This is a genomic window from Leeuwenhoekiella sp. A16, from assembly GCF_047946675.1.
Taxonomy (GTDB): Bacteria; Bacteroidota; Bacteroidia; order Flavobacteriales; family Flavobacteriaceae; genus Leeuwenhoekiella.
The window spans coordinates 2,080,547-2,105,806 of the sequence record NZ_CP172313.1; the positions used below are offsets into that span (position 1 = coordinate 2,080,547).

At 37.7% G+C, this 25,260-nt stretch carries 21 protein-coding genes and 1 tRNA gene; 15 read left to right on the forward strand and 7 right to left on the reverse strand.

The window, feature by feature from the left end; all coding sequences use genetic code 11:
• Position 1 precedes the first annotated feature (1 nt).
• The gene (locus ACH3O9_RS09010; RefSeq protein ID WP_416446457.1) at positions 2–589 is read right to left on the reverse strand and encodes a nuclear transport factor 2 family protein; all 588 of its coding nucleotides are present in this window, start codon (positions 587–589) and stop codon (positions 2–4) included.
• A gap of 184 nt (positions 590–773) precedes the next feature.
• Here ACH3O9_RS09010 and ACH3O9_RS09015 point away from each other — a divergent pair, with 184 nt between their 5' ends.
• The 3 genes from ACH3O9_RS09015 (at position 774) to ACH3O9_RS09025 (ending at position 4,715) form a co-directional block, all read left to right on the forward strand.
• A complete protein-coding gene (locus tag ACH3O9_RS09015; protein WP_416441748.1) occupies positions 774–1,733 on the forward strand; it encodes an IS110 family transposase in 960 nt (319 codons plus the stop codon).
• 323 nt (positions 1,734–2,056) lie between these two features.
• Positions 2,057–2,515 carry a (2Fe-2S)-binding protein gene (locus ACH3O9_RS09020; RefSeq protein ID WP_416446459.1) on the forward strand — a complete coding sequence of 153 codons (459 nt, stop codon included), beginning with the start codon at positions 2,057–2,059 and terminating at the stop codon, positions 2,513–2,515.
• 10 nt (positions 2,516–2,525) lie between these two features.
• Positions 2,526–4,715 carry a molybdopterin cofactor-binding domain-containing protein gene (locus tag ACH3O9_RS09025; protein ID WP_416446461.1) on the forward strand — a complete coding sequence of 730 codons (2,190 nt, stop codon included), beginning with the start codon at positions 2,526–2,528 and terminating at the stop codon, positions 4,713–4,715.
• Between the two features lie 4 nt (positions 4,716–4,719).
• On the opposite strand, the gene ACH3O9_RS09030 is transcribed toward ACH3O9_RS09025, so the two are convergent.
• Complete coding sequence (locus tag ACH3O9_RS09030; RefSeq protein WP_416446463.1) at positions 4,720–6,114, reverse strand: DUF5689 domain-containing protein; 1,395 nt, start codon at positions 6,112–6,114, stop codon at positions 4,720–4,722.
• An 18-nt stretch (positions 6,115–6,132) separates the two neighbouring features.
• Positions 6,133–8,964, reverse strand: coding sequence for a carboxypeptidase-like regulatory domain-containing protein (locus ACH3O9_RS09035; RefSeq protein WP_416446465.1), 2,832 nt, complete (start codon positions 8,962–8,964; stop codon positions 6,133–6,135).
• Positions 8,965–9,052: 88 nt separating this feature from the next.
• On the opposite strand from ACH3O9_RS09035, the gene ACH3O9_RS09040 reads away from it, so the two are divergent.
• A complete protein-coding gene (locus tag ACH3O9_RS09040) occupies positions 9,053–10,111 on the forward strand; it encodes an endonuclease/exonuclease/phosphatase family protein (protein WP_416446467.1) in 1,059 nt (352 codons plus the stop codon).
• On the opposite strand, the gene ACH3O9_RS09045 is transcribed toward ACH3O9_RS09040, so the two are convergent.
• Together ACH3O9_RS09045 and ACH3O9_RS09050 are read right to left on the reverse strand one after the other, a co-directional pair.
• Entirely contained in the window at positions 10,108–11,079 is a 972-nt protein-coding gene (locus ACH3O9_RS09045) for a YihY/virulence factor BrkB family protein (RefSeq protein WP_416446469.1), read from the reverse strand. The two genes, ACH3O9_RS09040 and ACH3O9_RS09045, sit on opposite strands and share 4 nt — an antisense overlap.
• A gap of 5 nt (positions 11,080–11,084) precedes the next feature.
• Positions 11,085–11,531, reverse strand: a complete 447-nt coding sequence (locus ACH3O9_RS09050; protein WP_416446471.1) for a hypothetical protein — start codon at positions 11,529–11,531, stop codon at positions 11,085–11,087.
• 129 nt (positions 11,532–11,660) lie between these two features.
• Here ACH3O9_RS09050 and ACH3O9_RS09055 point away from each other — a divergent pair, with 129 nt between their 5' ends.
• From ACH3O9_RS09055 to ACH3O9_RS09070, 4 genes are all read left to right on the forward strand, one after another.
• On the forward strand, positions 11,661–12,245 hold the full coding sequence (locus ACH3O9_RS09055; protein ID WP_416446473.1) for a HupE/UreJ family protein: 585 nt from the start codon (positions 11,661–11,663) through the stop codon (positions 12,243–12,245).
• An 83-nt stretch (positions 12,246–12,328) separates the two neighbouring features.
• A complete protein-coding gene (locus ACH3O9_RS09060) occupies positions 12,329–12,763 on the forward strand; it encodes a deoxycytidylate deaminase (RefSeq protein ID WP_416446475.1) in 435 nt (144 codons plus the stop codon).
• Positions 12,763–14,349 (forward strand): S41 family peptidase, encoded by a 1,587-nt coding sequence (locus tag ACH3O9_RS09065; protein ID WP_416446477.1) that lies wholly within the window; start codon positions 12,763–12,765, stop codon positions 14,347–14,349. Before ACH3O9_RS09060 ends, ACH3O9_RS09065 begins: the two co-directional genes overlap by 1 nt.
• 1 nt (position 14,350) lies before the next feature.
• On the forward strand, positions 14,351–14,644 hold the full coding sequence (locus ACH3O9_RS09070) for a hypothetical protein (protein ID WP_416446479.1): 294 nt from the start codon (positions 14,351–14,353) through the stop codon (positions 14,642–14,644).
• Between the two features lie 10 nt (positions 14,645–14,654).
• Here ACH3O9_RS09070 and ACH3O9_RS09075 read toward each other — a convergent pair whose 3' ends face one another.
• Both ACH3O9_RS09075 and ACH3O9_RS09080 read right to left on the reverse strand, forming a co-directional pair.
• Positions 14,655–14,849: a hypothetical protein gene (locus ACH3O9_RS09075; protein ID WP_416446481.1), complete on the reverse strand. Its 195-nt coding sequence runs from the start codon at positions 14,847–14,849 to the stop codon at positions 14,655–14,657.
• Between the two features lie 15 nt (positions 14,850–14,864).
• Positions 14,865–15,440, reverse strand: coding sequence for a MarC family protein (locus ACH3O9_RS09080; RefSeq protein WP_416446483.1), 576 nt, complete (start codon positions 15,438–15,440; stop codon positions 14,865–14,867).
• A gap of 114 nt (positions 15,441–15,554) precedes the next feature.
• Between ACH3O9_RS09080 and ACH3O9_RS09085 the strand changes: the two genes are divergently transcribed.
• The 7 genes from ACH3O9_RS09085 to ACH3O9_RS09115 all read left to right on the forward strand — a co-directional run bounded on the left by ACH3O9_RS09085 (position 15,555) and on the right by ACH3O9_RS09115 (position 25,203).
• Positions 15,555–16,136 (forward strand): DUF3109 family protein, encoded by a 582-nt coding sequence (locus ACH3O9_RS09085; protein WP_416446485.1) that lies wholly within the window; start codon positions 15,555–15,557, stop codon positions 16,134–16,136.
• Positions 16,126–17,262 (forward strand): methionine aminotransferase, encoded by a 1,137-nt coding sequence (locus tag ACH3O9_RS09090; protein ID WP_416446487.1) that lies wholly within the window; start codon positions 16,126–16,128, stop codon positions 17,260–17,262. Before ACH3O9_RS09085 ends, ACH3O9_RS09090 begins: the two co-directional genes overlap by 11 nt.
• Before the next feature lie 23 nt (positions 17,263–17,285).
• Positions 17,286–17,357, forward strand: a tRNA-Arg gene (locus ACH3O9_RS09095).
• Positions 17,358–17,601: 244 nt separating this feature from the next.
• Positions 17,602–18,867, forward strand: coding sequence for an alpha/beta hydrolase-fold protein (locus ACH3O9_RS09100; RefSeq protein ID WP_416446489.1), 1,266 nt, complete (start codon positions 17,602–17,604; stop codon positions 18,865–18,867).
• Between the two features lie 155 nt (positions 18,868–19,022).
• Complete coding sequence (locus ACH3O9_RS09105; protein ID WP_416446490.1) at positions 19,023–19,961, forward strand: helix-turn-helix domain-containing protein; 939 nt, start codon at positions 19,023–19,025, stop codon at positions 19,959–19,961.
• Between the two features lie 95 nt (positions 19,962–20,056).
• Complete coding sequence (locus tag ACH3O9_RS09110; protein ID WP_416446492.1) at positions 20,057–20,818, forward strand: SDR family NAD(P)-dependent oxidoreductase; 762 nt, start codon at positions 20,057–20,059, stop codon at positions 20,816–20,818.
• A gap of 926 nt (positions 20,819–21,744) precedes the next feature.
• Positions 21,745–25,203: a tandem-95 repeat protein gene (locus ACH3O9_RS09115; protein ID WP_416446494.1), complete on the forward strand. Its 3,459-nt coding sequence runs from the start codon at positions 21,745–21,747 to the stop codon at positions 25,201–25,203.
• Positions 25,204–25,260: the final 57 nt, after the last annotated feature.

Sequence of the window (25,260 nt, forward strand, 5' to 3'; positions counted from 1 at the left end):
GCTAAAACTTATGCATTACATCAGCAATTTGCTTGGTGTCTACATATTGCCTAAAGTTTGTGACTTTACCATTGTTGACTTTCCATAGGTGTGCAAACTGAGCATTTATCATTTTGCCGTTCTTTTTACATTTTGCCTTATATCTGCCAGTTCCTAATACATTTCCGTTAGCCATTTCATACACTTTAAGATCTGTGATTTTCCAGTTTTCCCATTCGTTTGAGATGCGAGAAAACACACCGGTGATAACAGCATCTGGACCCATGTACGGATTGCCATCAGCATACGGAAAATGATCTGCTTCATACCATTCAATATTTTTGTCAAGAACATTCTTTACAGCTTTCATGTCGTGGATAGAAAATGAACGGTATAGATCTGTTATAATCTCTATGTCTGAATTGTTTATCGCAGGAATTCTCTTGTGATTGAGCAAGGGAGCGACTAGCCCAAGCTTTTCCAGGCCTTCATAATTTGTGGTGTAGCCTATTTCTTCTGCTAATTTTCCGTTCCAGACATCTGTAAAAGCATAAAATTTGTCATTTACCTGAGATATAGCAGTCCTAAGTTTGTTTCTATTAAATTTCAATATCAATTCAAAAGAACAAAAGAGCAGAGTAAGGTTAGTATAGCCGTAGGAACTTCAGATTCCGTCAACAATGTAAATCCCTGCTCTTTTACTACTTAATTACCTTTAGTTCATTAGGCCTTTAGAGCTTGTTTTTAGGATGTTGTAAATCAAGTAGCTTGTTCTTTTCTAAATTAATTATTCTATGATTAAAAGTACATTATTTTTTGGGATAGATATTTCAAAGGACTGCTTTGATGTTTATTGCAGCCAAACTGGGCACAGTAGTTATTCCAATGATACGAAAGGTTTTAAAGTTTTTTTAAAGGCTATTCCGGAGAGTTCTCATTGTGTTATGGAAGCGACAGGCTGTTATCATCACCAGCTTGCTATGTTTTTGTATGGCAGGGGTATTTGTGTAAGTGTTGTAAATCCTTTGGTTATCAAAAGGTATATACAGATGAAGCTCAAGCGCGTAAAGACCGATAAGAGTGATGCTTTGATGATCTACAGGTACAGCTGTGAACAGGAGTTAGAGCATTGGGAACCAGACCCTGAGTATATAGAGAGCGGCAGAGAATTGCTATCATTAATACAAATGTATTTGAAGCAATCTACGGCCTTGAAGAACAAGTTGCACGCATTTGAGAGTCGTGGGCAGACTAAAGGCAAGATGATTACTTCCATAAAGCGTCAATTACGAGCTCTTAAAAAAGAGCGTCAGCTGTTGGAACAGGAGGTTGAGGCTTTGATAAAAGCGAATGAGCCATCCTTATACGCAAGACTCCAGACTATTCCAGGAATAGGTAAAAAGACAGCAGTATTATTGATGCTTAGTACGGCTAACTTCAAAGATTTTTTAAGTTATAAACAAGTATCATCCTATCTGGGATTAGCACCAAATGAACGTAGCTCTGGAAGTAGTATACGGGGAAGGTCGCGAATAAGTAAAACAGGCGACGGTCTTGTGCGTAACCATCTATTTATGTGCAGTTTTACCGCCTACATTCACAATGCGCAGTGCAAAGCTCTTTTTGATCGTATCGTGTCTAAGGGAAAGAGTAAGAAATTGGCTTTGATTGCAGTTTGTAACAAGCTGATAAAACAAGCGTTTGCAATAGCTAAATCCGGATTATGCTATGATGCTAACTACATGGTAAAATAAGTAGAAGAAAGCTTGGATTTTAGCTTAGTTCATTGTTGTGGTTAATAAAGCTATTCCCAGAATTAAAGCGCAATTTAATTTCTTCATGGTTCCTATTCTTTAGATCAGTTGGTAATACTATTCTTAAAGGAGTCAATTGTTTTTGAATAGGGTCTATTATTAAGACGGCATTATTTTGTAAATGTTACAGTATGAGGTGGTTAAATTTGAAAATAATGTAAAATTTAGAGGATCAAGATGTGATTTTCTTATTAACGATATAAGGTACAGCTAAATTTTGTAATTTTTAAAGGGGATAATCCTCTTAAATATATACAATAGCAATGAAATTAAACTTAATAGTTAATAATGAAGAACATGTCGTTGAGGCAGAGCCAGATACCCCGTTGCTTTATGTGCTGCGCAATCAACTACGTCTCAATGGTCCTAAGTTTGGTTGTGGTTTACAGCAATGTGGTGCCTGTTTTGTGCTGGCAGACGGCAATGCACTACCATCATGTGGTCTTCCTGTAGAGGCAGCTACCCAGCTTAAAATTACTACTATGGACGGTTTAGCCACAGCAGACGGGAAACTTCACAAAGTTCAACAGGCCTTTGTAGATGAGCAGGCCGCCCAGTGTGGGTATTGTCTTAATGGCCTTGTTATGGCTTCTGTAGATTTGCTTAGTAAAAACGCAGCTCCGTCAGAAGAAGAAATAAGGCAAAAGCTAGAGCGGAATATCTGTCGCTGTGGCATACATACGCGTGCGGTGAGAGCTGTTAAAAAGGCCTCACGAGATTAAAGCTAAAGATATGAGAAAGGATAAAAGGGGGCGTAGAAGTTTTATCAAAAATATGGGATTACTTACTGTGGGCTTTTCCTTAACGGGAACAAGTTGTGTGGGTACCACTGGCGAGTCTGGTGTAAAAGTTACAATTCCCGAAGACGATCACATAAATGCATGGTTACAGATATTAGAAAATGGCGAGATTAAAGTTTTGACCGGAAAGCATGAGTTGGGGCAGGGAATAAGCATGGCGATAAAACAAATTGCTGCAGAAGAACTTAATACAGATCCTCAAATGGTTACTGTTCATTTGGCAGAAACCGGGGTAACCCCAGATGAAGGTTATACTGCCGGCAGCCGTTCTATAGAATCAAGTGCTATGGCTGTGCGTAAAGCGGCTGCCTGTGCCCGTGAACTGTTGCTGGATCGGGCAGCTGCAAAATGGGAATTACCCGTAACTCAACTTTCGTTAGCAGATGGTGTAATATCAGCGGGAGGTAAAAATATTTCATTCTTTGAATTGCTCAATGGAAAACAAATAGATGAAAAGGCGTTTGAGCCTAAAGAAGTTAGGGGCAAAACCGTTAGAAAATGGGTGGGTAAACCTATTTTGCGCACAGATATTGAAGATATTGTACGTGCTAAGGAGGTTTATGTGCAGGATTTACGTTTTCCCGATATGGTGCATGCACGCATTTTGCGCCCCACCACTTATACTTCTAAATTAAATTCGCTTAACGCGGAAGCTTTAAGTGCAGATCCCGGCTTTTTGAAACTAGTTAAAATAGGCAGTTTTGTAGGGGTCATAGCAAAGGATGAATATCTGGCTATAAAACTAAAAAATAAGGCGAAACAGCTTGCAAAATGGGATCCCGGAGAAACTTTGCCTGTAGATATACCTTTAAAGAAATATCTTAAAACCATTCCTGCAGAAACAGAAACAGAAGAAGAAAATGGTGATTGGGAAGCTGCTGTAGATCGCGCATCAATTACTCATAAAGCTGCGTACTATAAACCTTATATTATGCATGCGGCTAATGGCCCGTCATGTGCAGTAGCTATTTATAAAGATGATAAGCTCAACATATGGTCGCATACCCAGGGGGTTTATCCTTTGCGGAAATCTATAGCCAGCATGTTAAATATGGCTGAAGAAAACATTCATATAAAAGCGGTTCCGGGTTCTGGATGTTACGGTCATAATGGTGCAGATGATGTTGCCGCAGAAGCAGCTCTGCTCGCAGTTAACTATCCCGGGAGACATATACGTTTACAATGGATGCGAGATGATGAACACGGCTGGGAGCCTTATGGTACAGCAATGATTATGGAGTTACAGGCTGGTCTCGATGCAAGCGGTAAGATTATAGGCTGGAAGTATGATTTCTGGTCAGACGGTCACAGTACGCGGCCGGGAGGTGATGCAAACAGCTTATTGCCCGCACGCTTTTTAGATCAGGGACACGGTGTGCCGGGAGTAGGTTATAAAGGGGGAGCAGTGCGTAATTCTTTTCCATATTATACTATACAGAATGTACAGACAGACTCACACATTTTTCAGGGGCCACTGCGTAAATCTGCCTTGCGCGGTCTGGGAGCTTATGCTAATATATACGCCATAGAATCATTTATAGATGAGCTGGCGCATAAAGCTGAGAAAGATCCTCTTCAATTTAGATTAATGCATCTTGATGACGTCAGGGCTAAAGAGGTGATAACGCGGCTAAAGAAAAATACAGAAGATGTTGATCGTGGTGATGATGAAGGATTAGGATATGCTTTTTCACGCTATAAAAACCAGGCTTCTTATTGCGCGGTATGTGCTCATGTCTACGTAGATCGATCTAATGGCCAGGTGAAGGTAAAAAAAATGTGGGCAGTAATAGATTCTGGTGAGTGCATTAATCCTGACGGATTCAAAAACCAGACTGAAGGAGGGATGATACAATCTGCAAGTTGGGCGATACATGAGGAGGTTCATTTTGACAAAAATCATATAACGAGTCTGGATTGGTACAGTTATCCCATTTTCCGATTTCCAGAAGCGCCAGAAACTGAGGTAGATGTTATTGATAGGGTAAAAGAGCCGCCATTAGGAGCGGGAGAGGCCGCGCAAGGTCCCGCTAGTGCTGCAGTGGTGAATGCAATTTTTAATGCTACAGGAGTACGCTTGAGGGATTTACCTGTAAATAAGGCCCTTTTGGTAAAAACCTAAATTCTTACTGTCCTGTTATTTTCACATTATCAAGTTCGTAAGTGCCGTCGTTTGCATCCCTGCCGTTACCATAATATTTAAAAGCGATGTAGATCTCACCGGTTTCGCAGGAAAGATCTACCAGCCCTGAGCCAAACCAATCACCAAAGTAATCATCATCCTGCGTGATATATGCGCTGGAAACAATACCCCAGGTTGCAGTTGTAATTGTTTCCGGGTTGCCATCCCAGTCTGTAGAAAAAAGAACTTCAAGATCGCTGCCATCTGCAAAACTATTAGATGTTTCAAAATGAAGTGTCGCTTTAGAAAGTGTATCTAATTGAATAGGCGGTGTGATGAGCCATGCGATAGAATTAGTATCGTCTGAGGAGTAAGAATCTATTTTTACCGAAATGCCCTGCGATGCATTTGCGCTTTCGGCTGTGTAAGCTTCCCATTCTGAAGAACCAGATTCTATAAAGTTGGTCCAGCCGTTGCCTGAAACGGGTTTGTTCTTTTTTTGATCTTTAAAATCATCCTGAAATAGAATTGTGTCTCCGGCAGTTGCAGCAAGTCCGCAAGTTAGCTCTTCGGGATCGCAGCGCTGCTCATTAGAAAAATCAATGTCTGCAGGTGAATTGATATTCACAACGAAAAATTCATCATAGAAGTCGCGAGATAGAACACCTTGTAAGCTCCCGCTTCCCTGTGGCAATAGCATCGCCCTAAAGTCTGAATATGTGCTTGTGCTCACTATCGTTCTGCCTCGACTATTGCAACTCTCAAGTAAACGCTCACCGTCAAACTCGTCTGTCGCTTCAGAAGCAAAAGTTTTTCTGTTTTCGCCAAGAGCGATTTTCCTGTTAAATTGAACGTTTTTTAACTGAATAAAGAGGTTTTCTAAGTCGTCTGAAAATTCGGTTATTTCAATTTCGAGAGGTATGATCTCTGCAACTTCTTCAGATCGGGTTATATATTCATCTATTAATGAAGCCTGCAAAGGAGCAATAGTACCATTATCACGTACACCTAACTGAACTGTACCGTTTACGATTGTTGCCGTGAGACTTTCAAGTTTTATATAAACCTTTCTGCCAAATTCATACTTTGTAAATAAGGGGTTCACATCTACCTGTAAAACGATTCCTGCTGTGGGATTTTCAGGTTTGTCCTGTAGAACGAGTTCTTCAAAAAAATTACCGGCTTCATCGTTGCTTATGACGTAGCCTTCTATAAAAATATCAGGATCACTAAATGTGAAAATACCATCTTCTACTTGTGCCAGATTGCCTTTTACGGCGGCTATAGAAACGATGTTTTCGGGCTTTGGCTGCTTTTCAAAAATCACTTCCGGAACTTTAAAATTGTCATCATGAACGCAGGAAGAGAAAATTAGGAGTAGAGCTATATATTTCTTCATTTTATTCTTTTTTAAATCTTAAAAGCGCACGTATGCGTTGAGATAATAGGTTGTGCCGTAACCCATAAAATAGCGATTGCCAAAGAGCGGCGTGTCACGTTCTTTTTCTTCAAGCAAACCACGATAATCGCTAATGCGAGAATCTTCAAATCCGCCGGTTTTGTAGACTGTGTTGAGAACATTGTTTATGGTAGCAAAAAAGCCCACAAAATAATCGCCTATGCGCCACGACTTGCCGCCAACTATATTGATTAAATTGTATGAATCGAGTTTTTCCTGTTGTAATAAACTTTTAGCTGTGTCGTCGTCATATTGATTTAGGGGCAGACCGTCTGAGTCTAATAAAAAAGCATCAGAGCGGCGTAAGTTGCTTACGTCTACATACGCTTTCGCGAAAGCATTAAATGTAGCGCCCACCCACCAGTAATCAGGATCCCGATATTCAAAACCAATTTGATACGCCTGTTCGGGGCCGCCGGCAATGTGGTAATTTTTGAGATTAGTTTTGCCATTTCCAAATGTGAGCTGGCCATCAATATCATCACTTGTATAATAGATATGCGGATTGTTATTATAGAATTTTTCGCCCAGAGCGATAGCTGTTTTAAGCTTAAAAGTGGGTAAAATCTGCATCTCACCTCCAAGTTCAAGACCTCGGTTTATTTGATCTATATCTCCCACAACCTCTTGTACAAATGCATAACCATCATCTACACCCTGCGCAGATTGCGTGTAGAAAAAAGAAAGATCATTGCCGTCTTGCTTGTTGATATAATAACCGGTTAGCCTGAGCTTAGCAAAAGGAGAACGGTAGATGTAACTCGCATCGATCGCATAAGTTCTCTCAGGAGAAAGCCCACTTGCAAGATCATTGTTTTGCCGCGAATTGCTAAATGTATTTCTAATACCCGGAGCTTTTGTGAAGTTTGCGATATTGATGTCTACCAATTGTCTTCCCGATATTTTATATGTAGCGCCGGTTTTTAGGCCAAAAGCGCCGATTTTTTTAGGTTCACTTTTCCCAAAAGATCTGTTGCCGGGGTAATAGCCATTTTCATAGAGACCGGTGCGTTGATAAAATCTGTAACCAATTTTTGCAGCGACGTAAAAATCAATTTTGCTGTATTTAAATTGAGCTTGCGCGAAAGCGTTTACATCTTCAGCTTTTATTTTATAATGGTATTTGTACTTATCTCCTTGCTGTACCAGTCTGTTTCTGTTTTGCAGATCACTTTGAGCAAGGTTGCCTTCTGTTAAGTAATTATCTTCGGCAAAACTGTCTATGTCGAGAAAGTTGTTGCCGCCCAAAAGATCTTCAAGGCGAGCGTAGTTCTCATTATTGAGATTTAGGTAATTAAAACCGGCATTTAAGACTATATTTTCGGTCATTTTAGACCTAAAAACGGAATTAAAAGTGAACTTTTTATCATTGGTAACATCTGCTTGTAGAGCATAAATACTGTTGCCGCCTTGTTGTGTAGCAAGAGTATTGGCAGCATACATCGCGTTCCAGTTAAGTTGGCCATTTTCTCTAAATTCTTCTTCGGCCAGATATGCATTTTGATAATCTACAGCAGTGGGATTTACATCTCTTAAAAAATAACTGGGCAAATTTTGATAATAATTAGGCGCCGGATTTCGGGCGCCGCCCACGTAACTTTCTTGTTCATCTGTCGTAACCAGGCGAGTCCCTCCATTCTCAATTCTTGTGTTAGCTGTTTTTCCAAATTGATAAGCAATGCTTGTGTTTAAAGTGGTGTTGTCATTTAAGGACCAGTAATGGTTTAGCATGATCACGGGTTCTTTAATTTCACGAATGCGTGAATTACGTTGTTCACCATTTAGGTATCCCCAATTAGGGTTATATTTTCTACCTTTTAGATCATAAACCTCATCTGTAAGCGCCGTACTTCTGCCTCTTCTATTAGCGCTGTAAAATGTGGTAAGATTTAAATTGTGTGCTTCATTAATCTTTTTTTCTGCAGAAATAAAAACAGAATTAGCGTCGTATAACGTGCCGTCTATATAGCCCTCATTACCAGATCTTCTTGATATCAATGTAGAAAATGCCCAGCCATTTTTATCAAGCCCCGTATTATAACTCGCCATAAATCTGCCCGTATATGTGCGGTTAGAAGAGGCATAGGATACGCGCCCACCTTTGCGATATTGCGATGCTCTCATGATAATATTTGTTGAACCGGCAAGATCACCAAATGTAGATTCGCTTGCGCTGATGCCTCTTGTAAAAACTCGATTGCGCTGGGCATCATTCAGTCCGCCCCAGTTTGCCCATTGTGGTCTGCCGCTGTAGAGTTTATTCATCTCTATATTATTGATCAGTATTTTGCCATCTTCACTATCAAGACCTCGGGGTCTAAAGAATGTTGCGCTGAAGTCATATGCAGCTGCATTAAGAAATGCATCTTTTGTCGCGGTAAGCAGTCCCGAAATATTATAATCTGCCTGATCATCATCACCGTTTAATTGATCGTCTGAAAGTGTAATGAGACCTATCTCCATCTGCTGATTAGTCACATCGATCTCTAACGGAATTGTTTGAAAATAGAGATTCTCCTTTTGTTCCAGCAGTATGGGGAGTCTTTGCGTTAAGTAACCTTCTTTCTGAATGATGAGTGTGTAAGGGCCAGATTTTAAGTCGGTTTCAAATTTGAAAGAACCATCTGTGGTGGTATAAGTGTTATAGTTGCCACTGTTAATAGTAACTTCAACTTCAGGAATAGGTTTAAAGGTTATGGCATCTACGATATTTCCACTTACGGTATAATTCTGGCTGTGACAGTATAGAGAAAAGGCGAGCAGAATGTATACGGTAGAAAATTTCTTCATAGGCAAATAGACCTTCAGATTATGCAATCTGAGTATCTGATTTTGATATAATTAGATATTGTATATTTGGTAATTATATAATATTTCAATGAAAAATTCAACGATACTGTTAATTATTATCATAATTAATTTTTATTCCTGCTTTTCACAAGCAAGAAAATTTAAGGTAGTCACGGTCGCGTTCTATAATCTTGAGAATTTGTTTGATACGGCAAACGATCCTATCACTTTTGATGATGATCGCACTCCAGATGGCAGTGATCACTGGACTGAAGAAAACTATCGCGATAAGCTAAACAATATGGCGACCGTGATCTCTAAAATTGGTAAATCTGTTTCTGGCGGCCCGCCTGCCCTATTGGGTGTTGCAGAAGTTGAAAACAGAAAGGTGCTTGAAGATCTTATTAATCAGCCGCAGCTGGCATCTTTCAATTATGGAGTGGTTCATTACGATTCGCCAGATAGGAGAGGGATAGATGTTGCTCTTTTATATCGAAAGGAGATCTTTACTCCGGTAAAAAGCAGCGCACATGAAGTAGAGATCTACGCATATGATGACGCTGCCAAACGGGCATACACAAGAGATCAATTACTAGTTAAAGGGGTTCTGGATGAGAGTGAGATTTATGTGATTGTTAATCACTGGCCATCACGTTCTGGTGGTGAAGAATTAAGCAGTGTAAGGCGTGAGGCTGCCGCTCAATTAAACAGAAAAATTGTAGATTCTATTTTAAATAAAAACCCCTATGCAAAGTTGATTACTATGGGAGATCTCAATGATGATCCTACTAATAAAAGCGTCTCACAAGTTTTAGGTGCTAAGCAGAACCGGGAATCGCTGAATGAAAAGGATCTTTACAACCCCATGTACAATATGTATTTAAATGGAGCCGGAACTTTAGCCTACAGAGATAGCTGGAATCTTTTTGACCAGATCATACTTAGTGCTCCTTTAATTGAAAAGGAATACGACGATTACACTTTTTACAGGGCAGGCATATTTAATGAGCCATTTTTAAGCAGTGCTTCAGGACAGTATAAAGGTTATCCTTTTCGCAGTTATGCAAATGGAACATACACCGGTGGTTATAGTGATCATTATCCGGTTTATGTTTATTTGATCAAAGAGGTAACTGGAGAAGATTAATTATCTTCCGGCGGATTATGTTTCAGTTCTTCGGCTTTTTTCTTGTCCTCTAATGCTTGCTTTTCTTTTTTTTTTAATTCTTCTAGTTGCTGTTCAAAAGCTAATTCTGCATTGCTACTGGGACGTATTCTATGTTTTGTAGAAAGTGCATATTGCACAGTGATCTCTGCGCCAAAAAATAAGATAAGACAGGTGTAATTTACCCATAGCAGTATTAATACGATAGATGCAGCACCGCCATAAACTGACGCAGGATTGTTTGATGTGAAATAATAACCCAAAGCGTATTCACCTATCAAAAACAGGATCGCTGTAACAGAGGCTCCTAGCAATGTGGTTTTATAGGTCATTTTTACATCAGGTAGTATTTTAAATATCGCGGCAAACAAGGCTGCAATGAATGCGAAAGAAATTAAGTACTTAAGCACATCTGCAAATACGGTCACAGAAGGAGCAACAGTTTCAAGATATTCGCTTAAAGCTGCCAGACCCGCTGAAATCACTAATGATACAAGAAGCATGAAGCCAAGAATCAAAACCATACCAAAAGATATAGCTCTATTCTTTACCATGGTTTTAAAATTCTGCTTCTTTTCCCTAACGTTCCAGATGTTATTCATCGCCATTTTCATGCGAAAAAATACACCGGTGGCACCATAGAGAAGCGCTGCAAGCCCTATTATAATTGTGACCCAGTTACCATCATTAAGAGTCACGTTGCTTATCATTTCTTCTATAGCCTCGGCAGAATCTGGACCAATATAATTACCTATTTGGCCGCTAATTCTTCCCTGAACGGCCTCTCTTCCGAAGAAATAACCCGCAAGAGTTGTAACAATCATTAATAAGGACGGCAATGAAAAAAGGGTGTAGTATGCTATTATTGCACTTTGTGCAAAAGGGTCATTTTTATCCCAGGCCAGATATGTTTCTTTAATAAAATTGAATATCTCTTTTAATTTCTTCATAAAATCTACTGGTCTTCTAAATAAGGTTCTAGTATAAAGTTTAGTTGGCGTACCGCTTCCAGATCCAGTGTGGTAGTGACTGTCTCTGCTGCGTCTCTTTTTGTTACTTCAGGTACTGGCAAAGCGGGATCTCGATCTGTGAGTTCGTTTTGTTTACGCGCTCGCTCCTGCTCAATTATTGCTTTTATTTTATTGAATGCATTTACGCTTATATTAATCATTGTATGATAACCTTGGTCATCTATTCCATCTATAGAGTTCTCTTCAGAAACGGGAGTATATTCTAATTTCCCGGGTCTTATGATATAGGTATTCCCCATATTGTCTAAATAGGTGTATATAGGCAGAGTATCCGGACTTTTCACCTCCAGATCTGCAGTTACCGGCTTAGCGCCACAACTTAAAAAGAGAGGTAATAAAATAAGGAAGTATACAGCTTTTACGTTCTTCAATGTATAGAGAATTAAATGATAGATTAAAATACGAAAGCTTTTGTTTGAAAGTTTTCGGTTTATCGTTAGTTTAACGTTTGTAATTGCTACTCCCTAAAATTGTAGCTTTGCTAAACCTCAATAAATTTTATGTCAGATTTTTGGTTCTACTTTAATATTGGGCTTGACCATGTTCTAGATTGGAAAGCCTATGATCACGTTTTATTTTTAACTGTTCTCACTGTTCCTTATTTGTTTAGAGACTGGCAGCGCGTGTTGCTGTTAGTGTCTTTGTTTACCTTAGGTCATACTTTATCTCTTTTGTTATCTGTTTATAACGTTGTGCAGGTAGACAGGCGATTGGTAGAGTTTTTAATACCTGTGACCATTTTTGTCGCTGCGCTGTACAATATTTTCACCTCAGGTAAAGGTTCTAAGAAAGATAAGTTGGGTCTTTTACTAATTACAGCCTTATTTTTTGGTCTTATTCATGGTTTAGGTTTCTCTTCATTTTTTAAACAGCTTACCGCCCATTTAGATAGTAAATTATTGCCATTGGGTGAGTTTGCTTTGGGGATTGAAGCTTCGCAGATTATCGTAGTATTTATAGTATTGGTTCTCAGTTTTATATTCCAGACAATTTTCAGATTCTCAAGAAGAGACTGGATGATGGTGATATCTGCTGTCGTTATTGGGATGGTAATACCTATGCTTATTTCAAATTATCCATGGTAAAGAAGCAAGTAATTGATGCGTAAGCGGTTTATGTTTTTTATATTCGCAATCGCATTAATATTTCTAGTAAATATCCACGGGATATGACAATTCCAGAAAAGCAATTAAAATACGATGTAGCCTATTTGCGCATGGCGCAGGAATGGGCAAAATTATCTTATTGCGAAAGAAGACAAGTAGGTGCTATAATTGTTAAAGATAAAATGATCATCTCAGATGGTTATAACGGTACACCTACCGGTTTTGAAAATATTTGTGAAGACGATGCCGGTTATACGAAGTGGTACGTGCTTCATGCCGAAGCAAATGCCATTTTAAAAGTTGCTTCCTCTACACAGTCTTGTGCCGGAGCTACATTATACATTACCATGTCGCCCTGCAAAGACTGCAGCAAGCTTATTCATCAGGCAGGTATTAAACGTTTGGTTTACCATCAGGGTTATAAAGACGAGAGCGGATTAGATTTTCTCGCAAAGGCAGGTGTGTCAATTGTAAAAATTGAAAACATAGATATTTAATGGAAGGTTACCACAAAAAATATCTGCCCCTGTTCATTGGTTCTGCGATTGCAATAGGAATTTTAATAGGAAGTAAATTAAACTTTAGTAGCGCGCCCAAAGTTCTTATTGGCAGCAATGCTAAAAAGGAAAAACTCAACCGACTTATAGATTACATAGATTACGAGTATGTTGATCCTATCAATACAGATAGTATAGTAGATGTCACCGTAAACGGTATTCTTGAGAATCTTGATCCACACTCGGTGTATATTCCATCAAACGAATTGCAGCAGGTTAATGAGAGCATGAAAGGCGATTTTGTGGGCATTGGCGTTACTTTTTACACCTTCAAAGACTCTATTGCTGTTATACAGGCAATAGAAGGCGGGCCAAGTGCAAAAGTGGGAATTAAAGGAGGTGACCGTATTGTCTATGCAGATAATGAGTTACTTACTGGTAGCGCTACAGATGACGACTCACTTACAAACAGACTTAAAGGGAAGATAAATACTACGGTAGATCTTAAGGTAAAGCGCCCGGGTAACCCTAAGCTTCTTGATTTTAAGGTTACACGTAATGTGGTTCCGTTAAAAAGCGTAGATGCCAGCTACATGTTAACAGATACATTGGGTTATATTAAACTCAATCGTTTTGCAGAAAGCACACCGGAAGAATTTAAAATTGCCATTAAAGCTCTTAAGCGAAAGGGAGCTACTCAGCTTGCCCTTGATCTTAGAGATAATCCCGGAGGTTACATTTCTGCTGCAGAAAGTGTAGCAGATGAATTTCTTGAAGATGATAAACTCATTCTCTTTACTAAAAATAAGACCGGTAAAATAGATAACTCATATGCTACAGATGAAGGAGATTTTGAAAATGGTAAGGTCTATGTACTCATCAATGAGAATTCTGCCTCTGCAAGTGAGATCGTAGCAGGAGCAATTCAGGACAACGATAAAGGAGTAATAGTAGGCAGGCGCTCTTTTGGTAAAGGTCTTGTACAGCGAGAAATGGAATTGGGAGATGGCAGCGCTGTGCGTTTAACTATAGCCAGATATTACACCCCAACAGGCAGAAGCATACAGCGTCCTTACGACAATGGTAACAAGGCTTATTATGAAGATTATCTTTCTCGTTATAAGAATGGCGAACTTAAAAGTATCGATAGTATAAAAGTAGATGACAGCCTAAGATACGTGACACCAAAAGGGAAAGTTGTTTATGGCGGCGGCGGTATAATACCAGACATTTTTATTCCTAAAGACACAGACTACGAGAAGGAAACGCTCAATTATGCCGTTAGATCTGGTTTTATGTCTCGTTTTGTTTTTGGTTTGCTTGAAGAGAACAGGCAGTATTACAATGGTTTGTCACTTCAGCAATTTAGAGATGAGGTAACTATCTCAGATAAAAATATTCAGGATTTTGTATCTTTCGCTGCAGAGCGTAATGTTACAGTGCGCGTACGTAATTATAAGAAGGAGCTTAAACAGTATATAAAAGCAGTAATGGCTCAGCAGTTATTTAATACTGATGTTTTTGAGCAGATGCTTAATGAGGGCAATCCTATGATAGAAAAAGTTATATCTCTTAGCAGGAAATAAAATGGTAATTATAGCTTCAATATTTGTTTTTTGTATTGCCGCAGTATTCAGACTACTTGATAATAGCGCTGGTGTTCTTATTTCTAACGGTATTTCTGTGAGTCCGTTTTATCTTTCAGAAAAGGAAGTAAAAAAGCAGATCACTCTTATTGATGACGAGAAGCTTATCAAAAAATTAAAGCGTACTTTGGTTTATCAAAAACTACACAAAATATTCCTCGTTCTTTCAATCATCACTTTTATCGCCGGGGTGGTTTACGAGTTTATCAATCCGTCACTTATAACCATGTTCTAAAGAAGAACGATCACTTTTGCTTTTGCGCAATCTTTTTAGATACCTGAAGTATTAGAAGCAAAACAATAGCACAGGCACACGCCAATACAGATATCACGGCCACCGTACTATTTCCTTCAAAAGGTGCGTTATAATCTATTTTTGTAAGATTGAATATTAATAAAGCCGTAGAAAGGGCAAGAATGATGTATATAAAGATCTTCATAATTCAGTGGAGTTCTTAATTAAATAGTCCTTGAATGTTTGTGGTAAATAATTTTACCGCTATTGCAAGCAAAATTACACCAAAGATCTTTCGTATCACATTAATTCCCTGTTTTCCCAATATACGTTCTATTTTTCCGGAAGATTTCAGCACGATGTAAACAAATACAATATTGATCACGATCGCTACAATAATATTTTCAACCGCATATTCAGATCGTAAAGAAAGCAAAGATGTCATCGTACCTGCGCCAGCAATAAGAGGGAAAGCCAGAGGCACAACCGCAGCTGTTTCAGGAGCATCATCCTTATAAAGCTGAATGCCCAAAATCATTTCTAAAGCAATAAAGAATAATATAAAAGAACCGGCTACGGCAAAAGAATTTACATCAATACCAATGAGGTTAAGAATCTCTTTTCCTAAAAACAGAAAAAAGATCATAAGAATACCTGCTACAATAGAAGCTTTCTCACTTTGTATGTGACCTACTTTTTTCTTGAGGTCTATGATAATAGGAATACTTCCCACAATATCGATAATTGCGAAAAGAATCATGCTTGCTGTTGCGATTTCTTTAAAATCAAATCCCATAATCTCTTATTTTTTAAGAATCGGCAAAAGTAATGCTATTCTACTGATTAGTCGCCTATGGTAAACTAATATTTAACGTTTTCTTTACCTGATCATTAATGTATCTTTGCGCCCATGTTTCAGATAGGAAAAACCATAGTTTCAGAAGACGTTATCCATAAGGATTTTGTCTGTAACCTTGCTGCCTGCAAGGGTGAATGTTGTATTGCCGGTGAGGCCGGAGCACCCGTAGAAGAAGAAGAGGCTGTTATACTCAAAGAGATTTACCCTAAAGTGAAACCTTTTCTAAGACCAGAAGGGATAAAGGCAATCGAGGAGCAGGGAACTTATATCACCACAGATTTTGATGAATTAGAAACTCCGCTGGTAAACGGTGCAGAGTGTGCATATGTTACTTTCACTCCAGAAGGTGTTGCTTCCTGCGGGATAGAAGACGCTTACAATGCAGGAGAAGTTGACTTTCGTAAGCCGGTTTCCTGTCATTTATATCCTGTGCGCATACAGCAATATTCAGAATTTGCAGCGGTAAATTATCACAAGTGGCCTATTTGCGATGATGCCTGCACATTGGGTAAAGAACTACAGGTGCCGGTCTATAAATTTACAAAAGCCGCATTACTGCGTAAATTTGGTCAGGAATGGTACACAGAGCTTGAGGAAATAGCAGAGCTCTTAAAAAAAGAAAATGCCGAGTAAACTTCCACATACAGAGATCTCAATATTTGCTAAGATGAGTGCGCTGGCGGCAAAACATAATGCCGTAAATCTCTCACAGGGCTTTCCAGATTTTCCTGTAGATACAGAACTTGTTGAGCTGGTGTCTCAGGCCGTGCGTGACGGTCACAATCAATATGCACCATTAGCGGGTATTTTTAGCTTACGCGAAAGAATTTGCGCTATGGTTAAAGATCTGCATGGTAAATCATACGATCCTGCAAAAGAAGTCACTCTAACTGCCGGCGCAACCGAAGCTTTATTTTGTGCAATAACTGCTTTTGTGCATCTGGGAGATGAGGTGGTAGTGATAAAGCCTTGTTACGACACGTATGAACCTACAATAATCTTGCAAGGAGCAAAACCTGTTCCTGTTCAGTTAGAAGCGCCGTACAATGCTATAAACTGGGAAAAGGTAAATGAAGCCGTCACCGCAAAAACGCGGATGATCATTATAAACACGCCGCATAATCCCAGTGGGATGATGTTCTCAAAAGAAGATATGCTTAGTCTGCAGAAAATAGTGAGCGGTACGAACATACTTATATTAAGTGATGAGGTTTATGAACATATCATTTTTGACGGTAAGAGTCATATAAGTGTCTCACAGATTGAAGAACTTGCAAAACGAGCGATTATAGTTTCCTCTTTTGGGAAGACCTTTCATACAACAGGCTGGAAAATGGGTTACTGCATGGCTCCGGCAGATCTTATGGCCGAATTTCATAAAATACACCAGAATGTAGTTTTCTGTGTGCATCATCCTACACAAGTAGCGCTTACCAAATATCTGGAAAATGAGTCAAAATATCGGGATCTGGGGGCATTTTATCAGCAAAAGAGAGACAAGTTTCTCGATCTTATCAAAGATTCCAGATTCACATTTAAGCCTAGCGCAGGCACTTATTTTCAATTACTCGACTACTCCCAGATTACTACTGAAAATGACGTGGTATTTGCCGAAGAACTGATAACAGAAAATGGCATTGCCAGTATTCCGGTTTCTGTCTTCAATGAAGGCGGAAAAGATGATAAGTTACTTCGTTTTTGCTTTGCAAAATCTGATGAAACACTAGAGAAAGCAGCAGCGATATTAAACGCCATCTAAAAAAATCGTTATTTTTGCGCCCCGGCCTCGTAGTTCAATGGATAGAATAGAAGTTTCCTAAACTTTAGATGCAAGTTCGATTCTTGCCGAGGCTACAAAAACCCAGCGCGATTTTTCACTGGGTTTTGTCGTTTTTAGCTCGTTTCTAACCGATTTTCAGTCGCTTTTTTTAAGGAATTCCTAAGGTTAAAATTGGTTGTTATCAGTTTTCGCTTAAGCGAAAACTTTTCTCGTAATATTATAGGAGTTAATATTCCTGCTCTTAACTGCACTTCAATTTTCATTTAAAACCATAGTGGTATATTTAATAGATTAATAATTCATTTACAGGCCATTATAATGAAAGCTAAATTATCAGTACTCTTAATTCTTTTTCTTATTGTTGTATTTCAAAATAGGGGCAACGCACAGAAAATACAAGAAGATCACTTCTTGCAAAAAGAGGGAGTTTTAGACAGCTTATACTCTAAAGTACTTAATGAAAATCGGGAAATTTACATACAAATGCCTGCTTCTTACACGGCAGGTAGTCAACAAAAATATCCTGTTATTTATATTTTAGATGGTGAGGTATTTCTTCCCACAGTAACTAATGTGTTAGACTTTTACAGTGGCGGTTTTATGCCAGAAATGGTAGTTGTGGGTATTTCTAATCGGGAGAACAGGGTGCGAGATCTTACTACTTCACCGGTGACTACTATAAATGGTATGCCCTTTAATTTAGAAAATGGGCAGGCGGCAAACTTCTTTAGTTTTATTGAAGATGAGCTTGTTCCTTATATCGAGCAAAAGTATCCTGTTACTCAATTTAGAACCCTCATTGGTCATTCATACGGCGGCCTATTTACCATCTATTCGCTGCTTGAGCATAAGTCCTTGTTTGCCAATTATATTGCCATTGATCCCAGTTTAGATTGGGATAAACAAAAGATGATTCATAGATCTAAAGAGGTTTTATCTGCTCAAAATTTTAATGGGAAATCTTTATTTGTTTCTTTGGGCGGCCAGCTAAATATGCAGGATCCTAATATCACTATTGAAAATGTGATGCAGGATACTACAGACTTCACACTTTTCGCTAGAAGCAATATTATGTTTTCAGAATTTGTGCGTGAAAATCAAAATAATCAACTTTCTTTTAATTGGAAATTCTATCAAGAAGAGTTGCATGGTACAATCGCATTTCCATCAATTAAAGATGGCTTAATTGCTGTCTTTAAATGGTTTCAGATGGAAAATACAGATAAATTCAATTCTCCTGATACTCCTATAGATGAGTTGACTGCCATCATAAATTACAGGGCAGACAAACTAAAAAAGCATTTTGGTTACGCTGTCCCTCCTTATCCGGAAGATCTTCTTAATATGCTGGGATACATGAGTATGGATATGGAGCAGCCGGAAAAATCTAAGATGTTTTTTGAATTCGGGATCAAATATTACCCGGCAAGCGCTAATGCATATGATTCAATGGCAGATTACTATGAAGCCTCAATAGATTACGTCAATGCTTTGAAATATGTGAGTAAAGCATTCGAAATTAGTGGGAGTGACAATTATAGAGATAGAATAGAAAAGCTGAAGCAAAGCATACACAAAAAATAATCCTTTTTCACGAATAGAATATGAGCGATTTCTAGGCAAATTGTACCGATTTTGAGCCTTTTTAGCCGATTTTCACTTTCTATTCTGAATAAAATTTTGTGAATACAAAGCATACAATTCCTTTTGTATCTTTGAATTTTACAAATGACCTCGTGATGAAAACATTCAAAAGCACTTCACTCGAAGAGTTCTACAAAGAAGCTGCAGCATTTACCGGAAGAGACATAAAAACGCTGCTTCCGCCCGGAATAAATAAAGAAGTAGGTCATTTTAATGTGTTTGATATCTACAAAACTTTAAACGAGGTAAAACGTAAGCAGATAATGCCTTACAATCGCAGATCTTATTATAAAATAAGTCTTATTAGGGGTAAAAACAGAGCAGAGTATGCAGATAAGGTGATAGAAGTACAGAAGAACGCTCTTCTTTTTGCAACGCCTAAAGTGCCGTATCATTGGATTCCTCAAGCCGAAAATCAGTCGGGTTCTTTCTGTGTATTTACAGACGCTTTTATGGTTAAGAATAAAAGCGGTGTTGTGCTAGACGAGCTGCCTATCTTTAAATCTGGCGGTTATCCTGTTTTTGAAATTGATGATCCTAAGGCAGATGAGATCCAGTTGATTTTTAAAAAGATGCAAACGGAGATCGCTTCAGACTATGAATTTAAATACGATCTGCTTCGTAATTATGTAGTAGAACTTGTGCATTACGGTCAAAAATTACAGCCGGCAACTGCGCTGCATGCTAATCAAAATGCTTCGTCGCGCATAATTGCGTTGTTTGTAGAATTGCTTGAACGACAATTCCCCATCGAGTCACCCAGCCAGAAATTGCAACTGCGTACAGCAAAAGAATATGCCGAAAGGCTTGCTATTCATGTGAATCATCTCAATAAGGTTCTAAAAGAAAACACGGGTAAGACCACAACAGAGATGATAACCGGGCGCATTATTCTGGAAGCTAAAATACTGCTTAAACAAACAGACTGGAATATTTCTGAAATAGCAGATAGTCTTGGCTTTGAAGAGGTGGCACATTTCTCAAACTTTTTTAAAAAGCAAACTGCTCTTGCCCCGCTCACCTTTCGCGCATAAGCGCATATTTGAATTTTACAAATCATAGTTTGATATTCGCAAATAGGTGCACATCTTTATATACCAACTTTGTCTTATAATTAAAACACATACAAATGGAAGCAAGTAAAATAGCACTCGTAACAGGTGGCAGCCGCGGTCTGGGCAGAAATATGGCAATAGCTTTAGCAAAAAGGGGGATTGATGTTGTGATCACCTACCACAGCAATAAAGAAAAGGCTGAGGAAGTAGTAACAGAGATAGGAGCAATGGGGCAACAGGCGTTCGCTTTTCAACTCGATACAGGCGATATTAAGCAGTTTGACCCGTTTTTTGCAGAGATGACATCAACCTTAGAGCAGCGTACGGGAAGCAAGAATTTTGATTTTTTGATTAATAATGCGGGTACAGCGCTTTATGCTCCTTTTGCCGAAACTACGGAAGAGCAATTTGACACTGCCTTAAATGTGCACTATAAGGGCGTTTTCTTCTTAACGCAAAAGGCATTGCCATTTTTAAATGATGGCGGTCGTATTATTAATATATCATCAGGTCTGGCGCGTTTCTCATTTAATGGTTCTTCTGCTTATGGTTCAATGAAAGGCGCTATAGAAATTCTTACCAGGTATTTGGCAAAAGAGTTAGGACCTCGCCGGATAGCGGCTAATAGTGTGGCTCCGGGAGCGATAGAGACAGATTTTGGCAATGGTCATGTGCGCGATGACAAACAGGTAAATGATCAGATCGCAAGTGTAACCGCATTGGGCAGAGTTGGCTTGCCTCATGACATAGGTGGTGTGGTTGCTTTTTTGTGTACTGAAGATGCAGGCTGGATTAACGGTCAGCGTATCGAGGTTTCTGGCGGTATGATGCTATAGAATTATAGATAGTAATTAAGATTTAAAAGGCTTTTGCTTAACGCGAAAGCCTTTTGTTATTTCAGTTAAAGCGTAAATTGCTATTAATGAATTTGCTTAAATAAGCTCTGTAAGATTAAGTGAGATTCTTTATCCTATAGTTCTGACTTAAGTCAAGGAAGTTATGTTTATAAAATGAACTATTGTTTAACGTATAAGCCTTATGACAAGTTCATTCTCATTATGAATATCAAAAAAAGGACTCTATTTCTCCTGAATTTTTAGTGCGACATCACAGAAAAAATTGATCTACAATAAGATTGTTAGTGATAACTAATCCTATCATTTTTAGCAATCACCGTAATATCTAAAACAAGTAAAACTTTAAAAAATACAAAAAGAAGGTATTATAAGCCTTGTGATTTTAGTAGGGTGTGTTATGATTTAAGCCCGATTGACTTCATCTATAAAATATCGCTTTTTAACTAAAATAGGGTTTAATCGATGGTAATTCGTTTTTTTAATTATCTTGACCCCGAATTAAGACTAATCCCTTCTCCAGCTTTAAGAATATGTTTGAATACTTAATAATGTACAAATGGAAATTACATTATTCGGGGTATTGTGATTTAATGTGTTGCTGATTGATTTGTTTGTTTCAAGTGAGTATATGTCAGCGTGAATAAATTAGACATTTTATTTGATATCAAATACAGCAAAATCAGACATTAATTTGATCTCTTAAAATTATACTAATAACCGTGATGATATAGAATGTCAAGAAGTTAGAGCAAGGGAATTTATTTTTTAGTCTTAAAGCTATCCTATTTAATTCTCTTTCCCTCTTTCCTGAAGAACTAAACTATAATCTCATGTGTAGTTAGTTTGCGCATTACGATGATTTTACCAATATGAATTATAAGAAAATTGTATAACCATCACAATCTATGAAAAAAACTACCTTATTATTAAATCTGTTTCTTCTGTTATCGTCTGCAATTTTTGCCCAGACTGATATTTCTGGCGCTATTTCTGCAGACACTACTTGGAGTTTAGAAAATAGCCCCTATAACATTGTAGGAGAAACTTCCCTAGCAGAGGATGTTACCTTAACAATAGAACCTGGGGTCATAATCAACTACACTAATAGTTATAAAATGTTTATCAGAGGTGTACTGATTGCTTCCGGTACTAGTGAGTCGCCCATCACATGGAATGGAAACTCATATGAAAATAGCAACCCAATGCTTGTGTATGAAAATGCCAACCTGTCTAATAGTATAATAACCTATAATAAATTCGTTGGTCCTCAAAAAGGTATACAGATAGGTCAGCATTCACAAACTAATTTTAAGAATACCGGTATCTTAACCATTACCCATTCTGATTTTTATAAAGCATCTTTATATACAGATGGAAACGCGACGACAGCCGAATTAAAATTTGAAAATTCTAATTTTAATGATTTAAGCATAATAGGACTTTATAATGGGCTTAGTGAACCTATAACGTTGACTAATTGTACTATTAATAATGCGATTATTCAATCACAGTCACAAAATTATGGAATTCATTTTGTTAATTCCATAATTAAAAATTCTGAGATGACTATGGGTTGCTGTTTTGCTAATTTGTCATATGTTGGCAGTACGGTTTATAATTCTAAAGTAAACACTTCAACAACCATTGGTCCTGTCAAAGTTTTAAATTCATTTTTCATTGCCTCAATTTTAGATTTAAGCAATATTAAATTTATTGCTGAGAATAGTATTTTCTATTCAGGTAATTCTATAAATAGTTTGATAAAGGTTGGGTATCCTCAGATTTCTAATTCTAGTTTTATAGGTTATGATAAAAAATTGTCAATTAATGGATTGACAATTGACCGAGATAGCACTAATATAACAAACAGTACTTTTTCAAATTTTAATACAGCATTGACAATAGAATTTAAGGGATATTTAAATATTGCTGATAATAACTTCATATCAAATAGTTTATATAATGTAAAAAATAACACTACGTCCCCTTTAAAATTAGAAAATAATTATTGGGGGACAAATGATGAGTCAGAAATTAAGGATTTGCTTTATGACGCCAGCGATAATGTGAATAAAGGAGCCATAGATTACACTCCATTTTTAGATAATTACAATACTGATGCTCCTATTTCACTGCCATCTAATTTCACAAAAACTATAACTGATTCTGGTGTTGAATTGAACTGGAGTGCCAATAAAGAATCAGACGTTGCAGGTTATCGCTTGTATTATGGGGATCCTACTGGTTATTCATATTCCACATCTATAGACCTTGGCAATGTGACGACTTATACCCTTAGTGGTGGAGATATTAGTACAGAATATGCTATCACAGCATATGATGCTAGCGCAGATGGAAATGATGATATGACAGATGGTAATGAAAGTTGGTTTACTCGTGCAAGTCAAATTAATGTTGCCCCAAAATTGTCAGATCAGTCTGTATCTACAGATGAAGACATGCTGGTAACTATTGCCTTGAATGCATACGATCCTGATAGTAATAATATTACCTATAAGGTAATTTCAGGATCGCCACACGGTTCAATATATATCGACAAAAATATCGCAGGTTATATGCCTTATGAAGATTTTAATGGGACAGATAGTTTTACAGTAGTTGCAAATGACGGAAAAAATGATAGTGAGGTTGCGACTATAACCATAACAGTAAATGCTGTTAATGACAAGCCTACGGCACGTCATCACTCTGTTATAGTTGACGAGGGAGGTAGTTCAAATATTGTAGATTACAATTACTCAAGTGTACTTTATAACAGCAGAGACGCAGAAGATGATCCCTTGACTGCAATATTAGTAGAAGAGCCCAGCCATGGTTCACTAGTATTCAACGAAGATGGTACTTTTGATTATGAGCACGACGGTTCAGACACAACTGAAGATTATTTTACCTATAAAGTTAATGATGGGCTTCTTGATAGCGAAATTGCAACAGTATCTATTAACGTAGATCCAGTAAATGACAATGTTCCTACAGATATTCTTTTGTCTAGCAATTCTATTCAGGAAAACTATAATTACGCGTACAGCAATGTAGCTACATTTACTGCTGTAGATCTTGATTTGCCTTCAGACAGCCATACGTTTGAATTTGTAAGTGGTGAGGGAGATGATGACAATGAAGGTTTCATTATTAGTGGAAGATATCTTTACAGCAATAAATCATTTGATTATGAAGAACAACAAACCTTATCTATTCGTGTAAAAGTTACAGATGCTAACGATCAATCTTTTGAAAAATCTTTTGTATTAGATGTGATTAACATTAATGATATTAGTATAACATATAAACTGGTTGATTCTTATTGTGCAGGAGCTGCTGGTTCTGGTTCTATAAATATTACAAGTGTTAATCAATCTTCTGGACCAATAACTTATAGTTGGTCTGCATCGTATGGAGGAGCAATACCGGCCGGTCAGGAAAATAATCCGGTTTTAACCGATTTAATTAGTGGTTATTATACCGTACGAGTTACAGATGATAATTTTACATACACCAGATCAATGTATGTCAATTTAATCCCTCAATATTATGGTTTAAGTATTTGTCATGTTTCAAGCGATGATAAAGAGCTTAAAAAGAACAGAATATATATAAATAATGAAGGGAACTATAATGTGGCTTTTTATGATGTTTTAAGAGAGACTAATGTTGCCGGTGTTTATCAATCTATAGGTATGATCTCACCTACAGAAAATTCATATTTAGATGAAACATCTGATAATACAGTACAATCTTATAATTATAAAGTAAGATTGGTAGATAATTGTGGCTCTATCTCACCAAATTCATACGCGCATAAAACCATATTATTGCAAAGTAGCATTGCAGCTAATAAATCTATAAATTTAAATTGGTCTGATTATGAAGGAGCATACTATACTACCTATAACATTTATAGAAGCACAAATAAGCAGGCGTTTGAAATTATAGGCTCCGTTTCAGCAAACAGTAATTCATTTAATGATGCAACGGCAAATGCTGACATCAACAATTATGAATACTATATTTCTATTGAAGTAGATCCTTGTTCTATTGAAAAGTCAAATGCTTCGTCAGAAATACGATCAAACTTTCAAACTATAGCCAATTCCCTTTCATCAAATGAATATAATGCTGTTAAACAATTTGAGATTTATCCCAATCCTGCAACCAGCACATTGAACATTAAATTAAGCGATGGTGTAGAACTAATAAGAGGTGAAATTTATAATATGTTGGGACAGCGCGTTATGGAAACAAGAGAAAAAAGCTTTTCAGTAGGTAACCTTGCACCTGCAACTTATTTCATCAAGGTATTTACTTTAGAAGGTATGACAACTAGAAGTTTCATCAAAAAATAGGACCCCAGAAGAAGCGCTAAGAGCTTTTTAAAGGCGGAATTTCCAAAAGGAGATTCC

Coding starts and splice junctions, on each gene's coding strand:
- ACH3O9_RS09015 (WP_416441748.1), top strand. CDS start 774: ATGATTAAAAGTACATTATTTTTTGGGATAGATATTTCAAAGGACTGC.
- ACH3O9_RS09020 (WP_416446459.1), top strand. CDS start 2,057: ATGAAATTAAACTTAATAGTTAATAATGAAGAACATGTCGTTGAGGCA.
- ACH3O9_RS09025 (WP_416446461.1), top strand. CDS start 2,526: ATGAGAAAGGATAAAAGGGGGCGTAGAAGTTTTATCAAAAATATGGGA.
- ACH3O9_RS09030 (WP_416446463.1), bottom strand. CDS start 6,114: ATGAAGAAATATATAGCTCTACTCCTAATTTTCTCTTCCTGCGTTCAT.
- ACH3O9_RS09035 (WP_416446465.1), bottom strand. CDS start 8,964: ATGAAGAAATTTTCTACCGTATACATTCTGCTCGCCTTTTCTCTATAC.
- ACH3O9_RS09040 (WP_416446467.1), top strand. CDS start 9,053: ATGAAAAATTCAACGATACTGTTAATTATTATCATAATTAATTTTTAT.
- ACH3O9_RS09045 (WP_416446469.1), bottom strand. CDS start 11,079: ATGAAGAAATTAAAAGAGATATTCAATTTTATTAAAGAAACATATCTG.
- ACH3O9_RS09055 (WP_416446473.1), top strand. CDS start 11,661: ATGTCAGATTTTTGGTTCTACTTTAATATTGGGCTTGACCATGTTCTA.
- ACH3O9_RS09060 (WP_416446475.1), top strand. CDS start 12,329: ATGACAATTCCAGAAAAGCAATTAAAATACGATGTAGCCTATTTGCGC.
- ACH3O9_RS09065 (WP_416446477.1), top strand. CDS start 12,763: ATGGAAGGTTACCACAAAAAATATCTGCCCCTGTTCATTGGTTCTGCG.
- ACH3O9_RS09070 (WP_416446479.1), top strand. CDS start 14,351: ATGGTAATTATAGCTTCAATATTTGTTTTTTGTATTGCCGCAGTATTC.
- ACH3O9_RS09075 (WP_416446481.1), bottom strand. CDS start 14,849: ATGAAGATCTTTATATACATCATTCTTGCCCTTTCTACGGCTTTATTA.
- ACH3O9_RS09080 (WP_416446483.1), bottom strand. CDS start 15,440: ATGGGATTTGATTTTAAAGAAATCGCAACAGCAAGCATGATTCTTTTC.
- ACH3O9_RS09085 (WP_416446485.1), top strand. CDS start 15,555: ATGTTTCAGATAGGAAAAACCATAGTTTCAGAAGACGTTATCCATAAG.
- ACH3O9_RS09090 (WP_416446487.1), top strand. CDS start 16,126: ATGCCGAGTAAACTTCCACATACAGAGATCTCAATATTTGCTAAGATG.
- ACH3O9_RS09100 (WP_416446489.1), top strand. CDS start 17,602: ATGAAAGCTAAATTATCAGTACTCTTAATTCTTTTTCTTATTGTTGTA.
- ACH3O9_RS09105 (WP_416446490.1), top strand. CDS start 19,023: ATGAAAACATTCAAAAGCACTTCACTCGAAGAGTTCTACAAAGAAGCT.
- ACH3O9_RS09110 (WP_416446492.1), top strand. CDS start 20,057: ATGGAAGCAAGTAAAATAGCACTCGTAACAGGTGGCAGCCGCGGTCTG.
- ACH3O9_RS09115 (WP_416446494.1), top strand. CDS start 21,745: ATGAAAAAAACTACCTTATTATTAAATCTGTTTCTTCTGTTATCGTCT.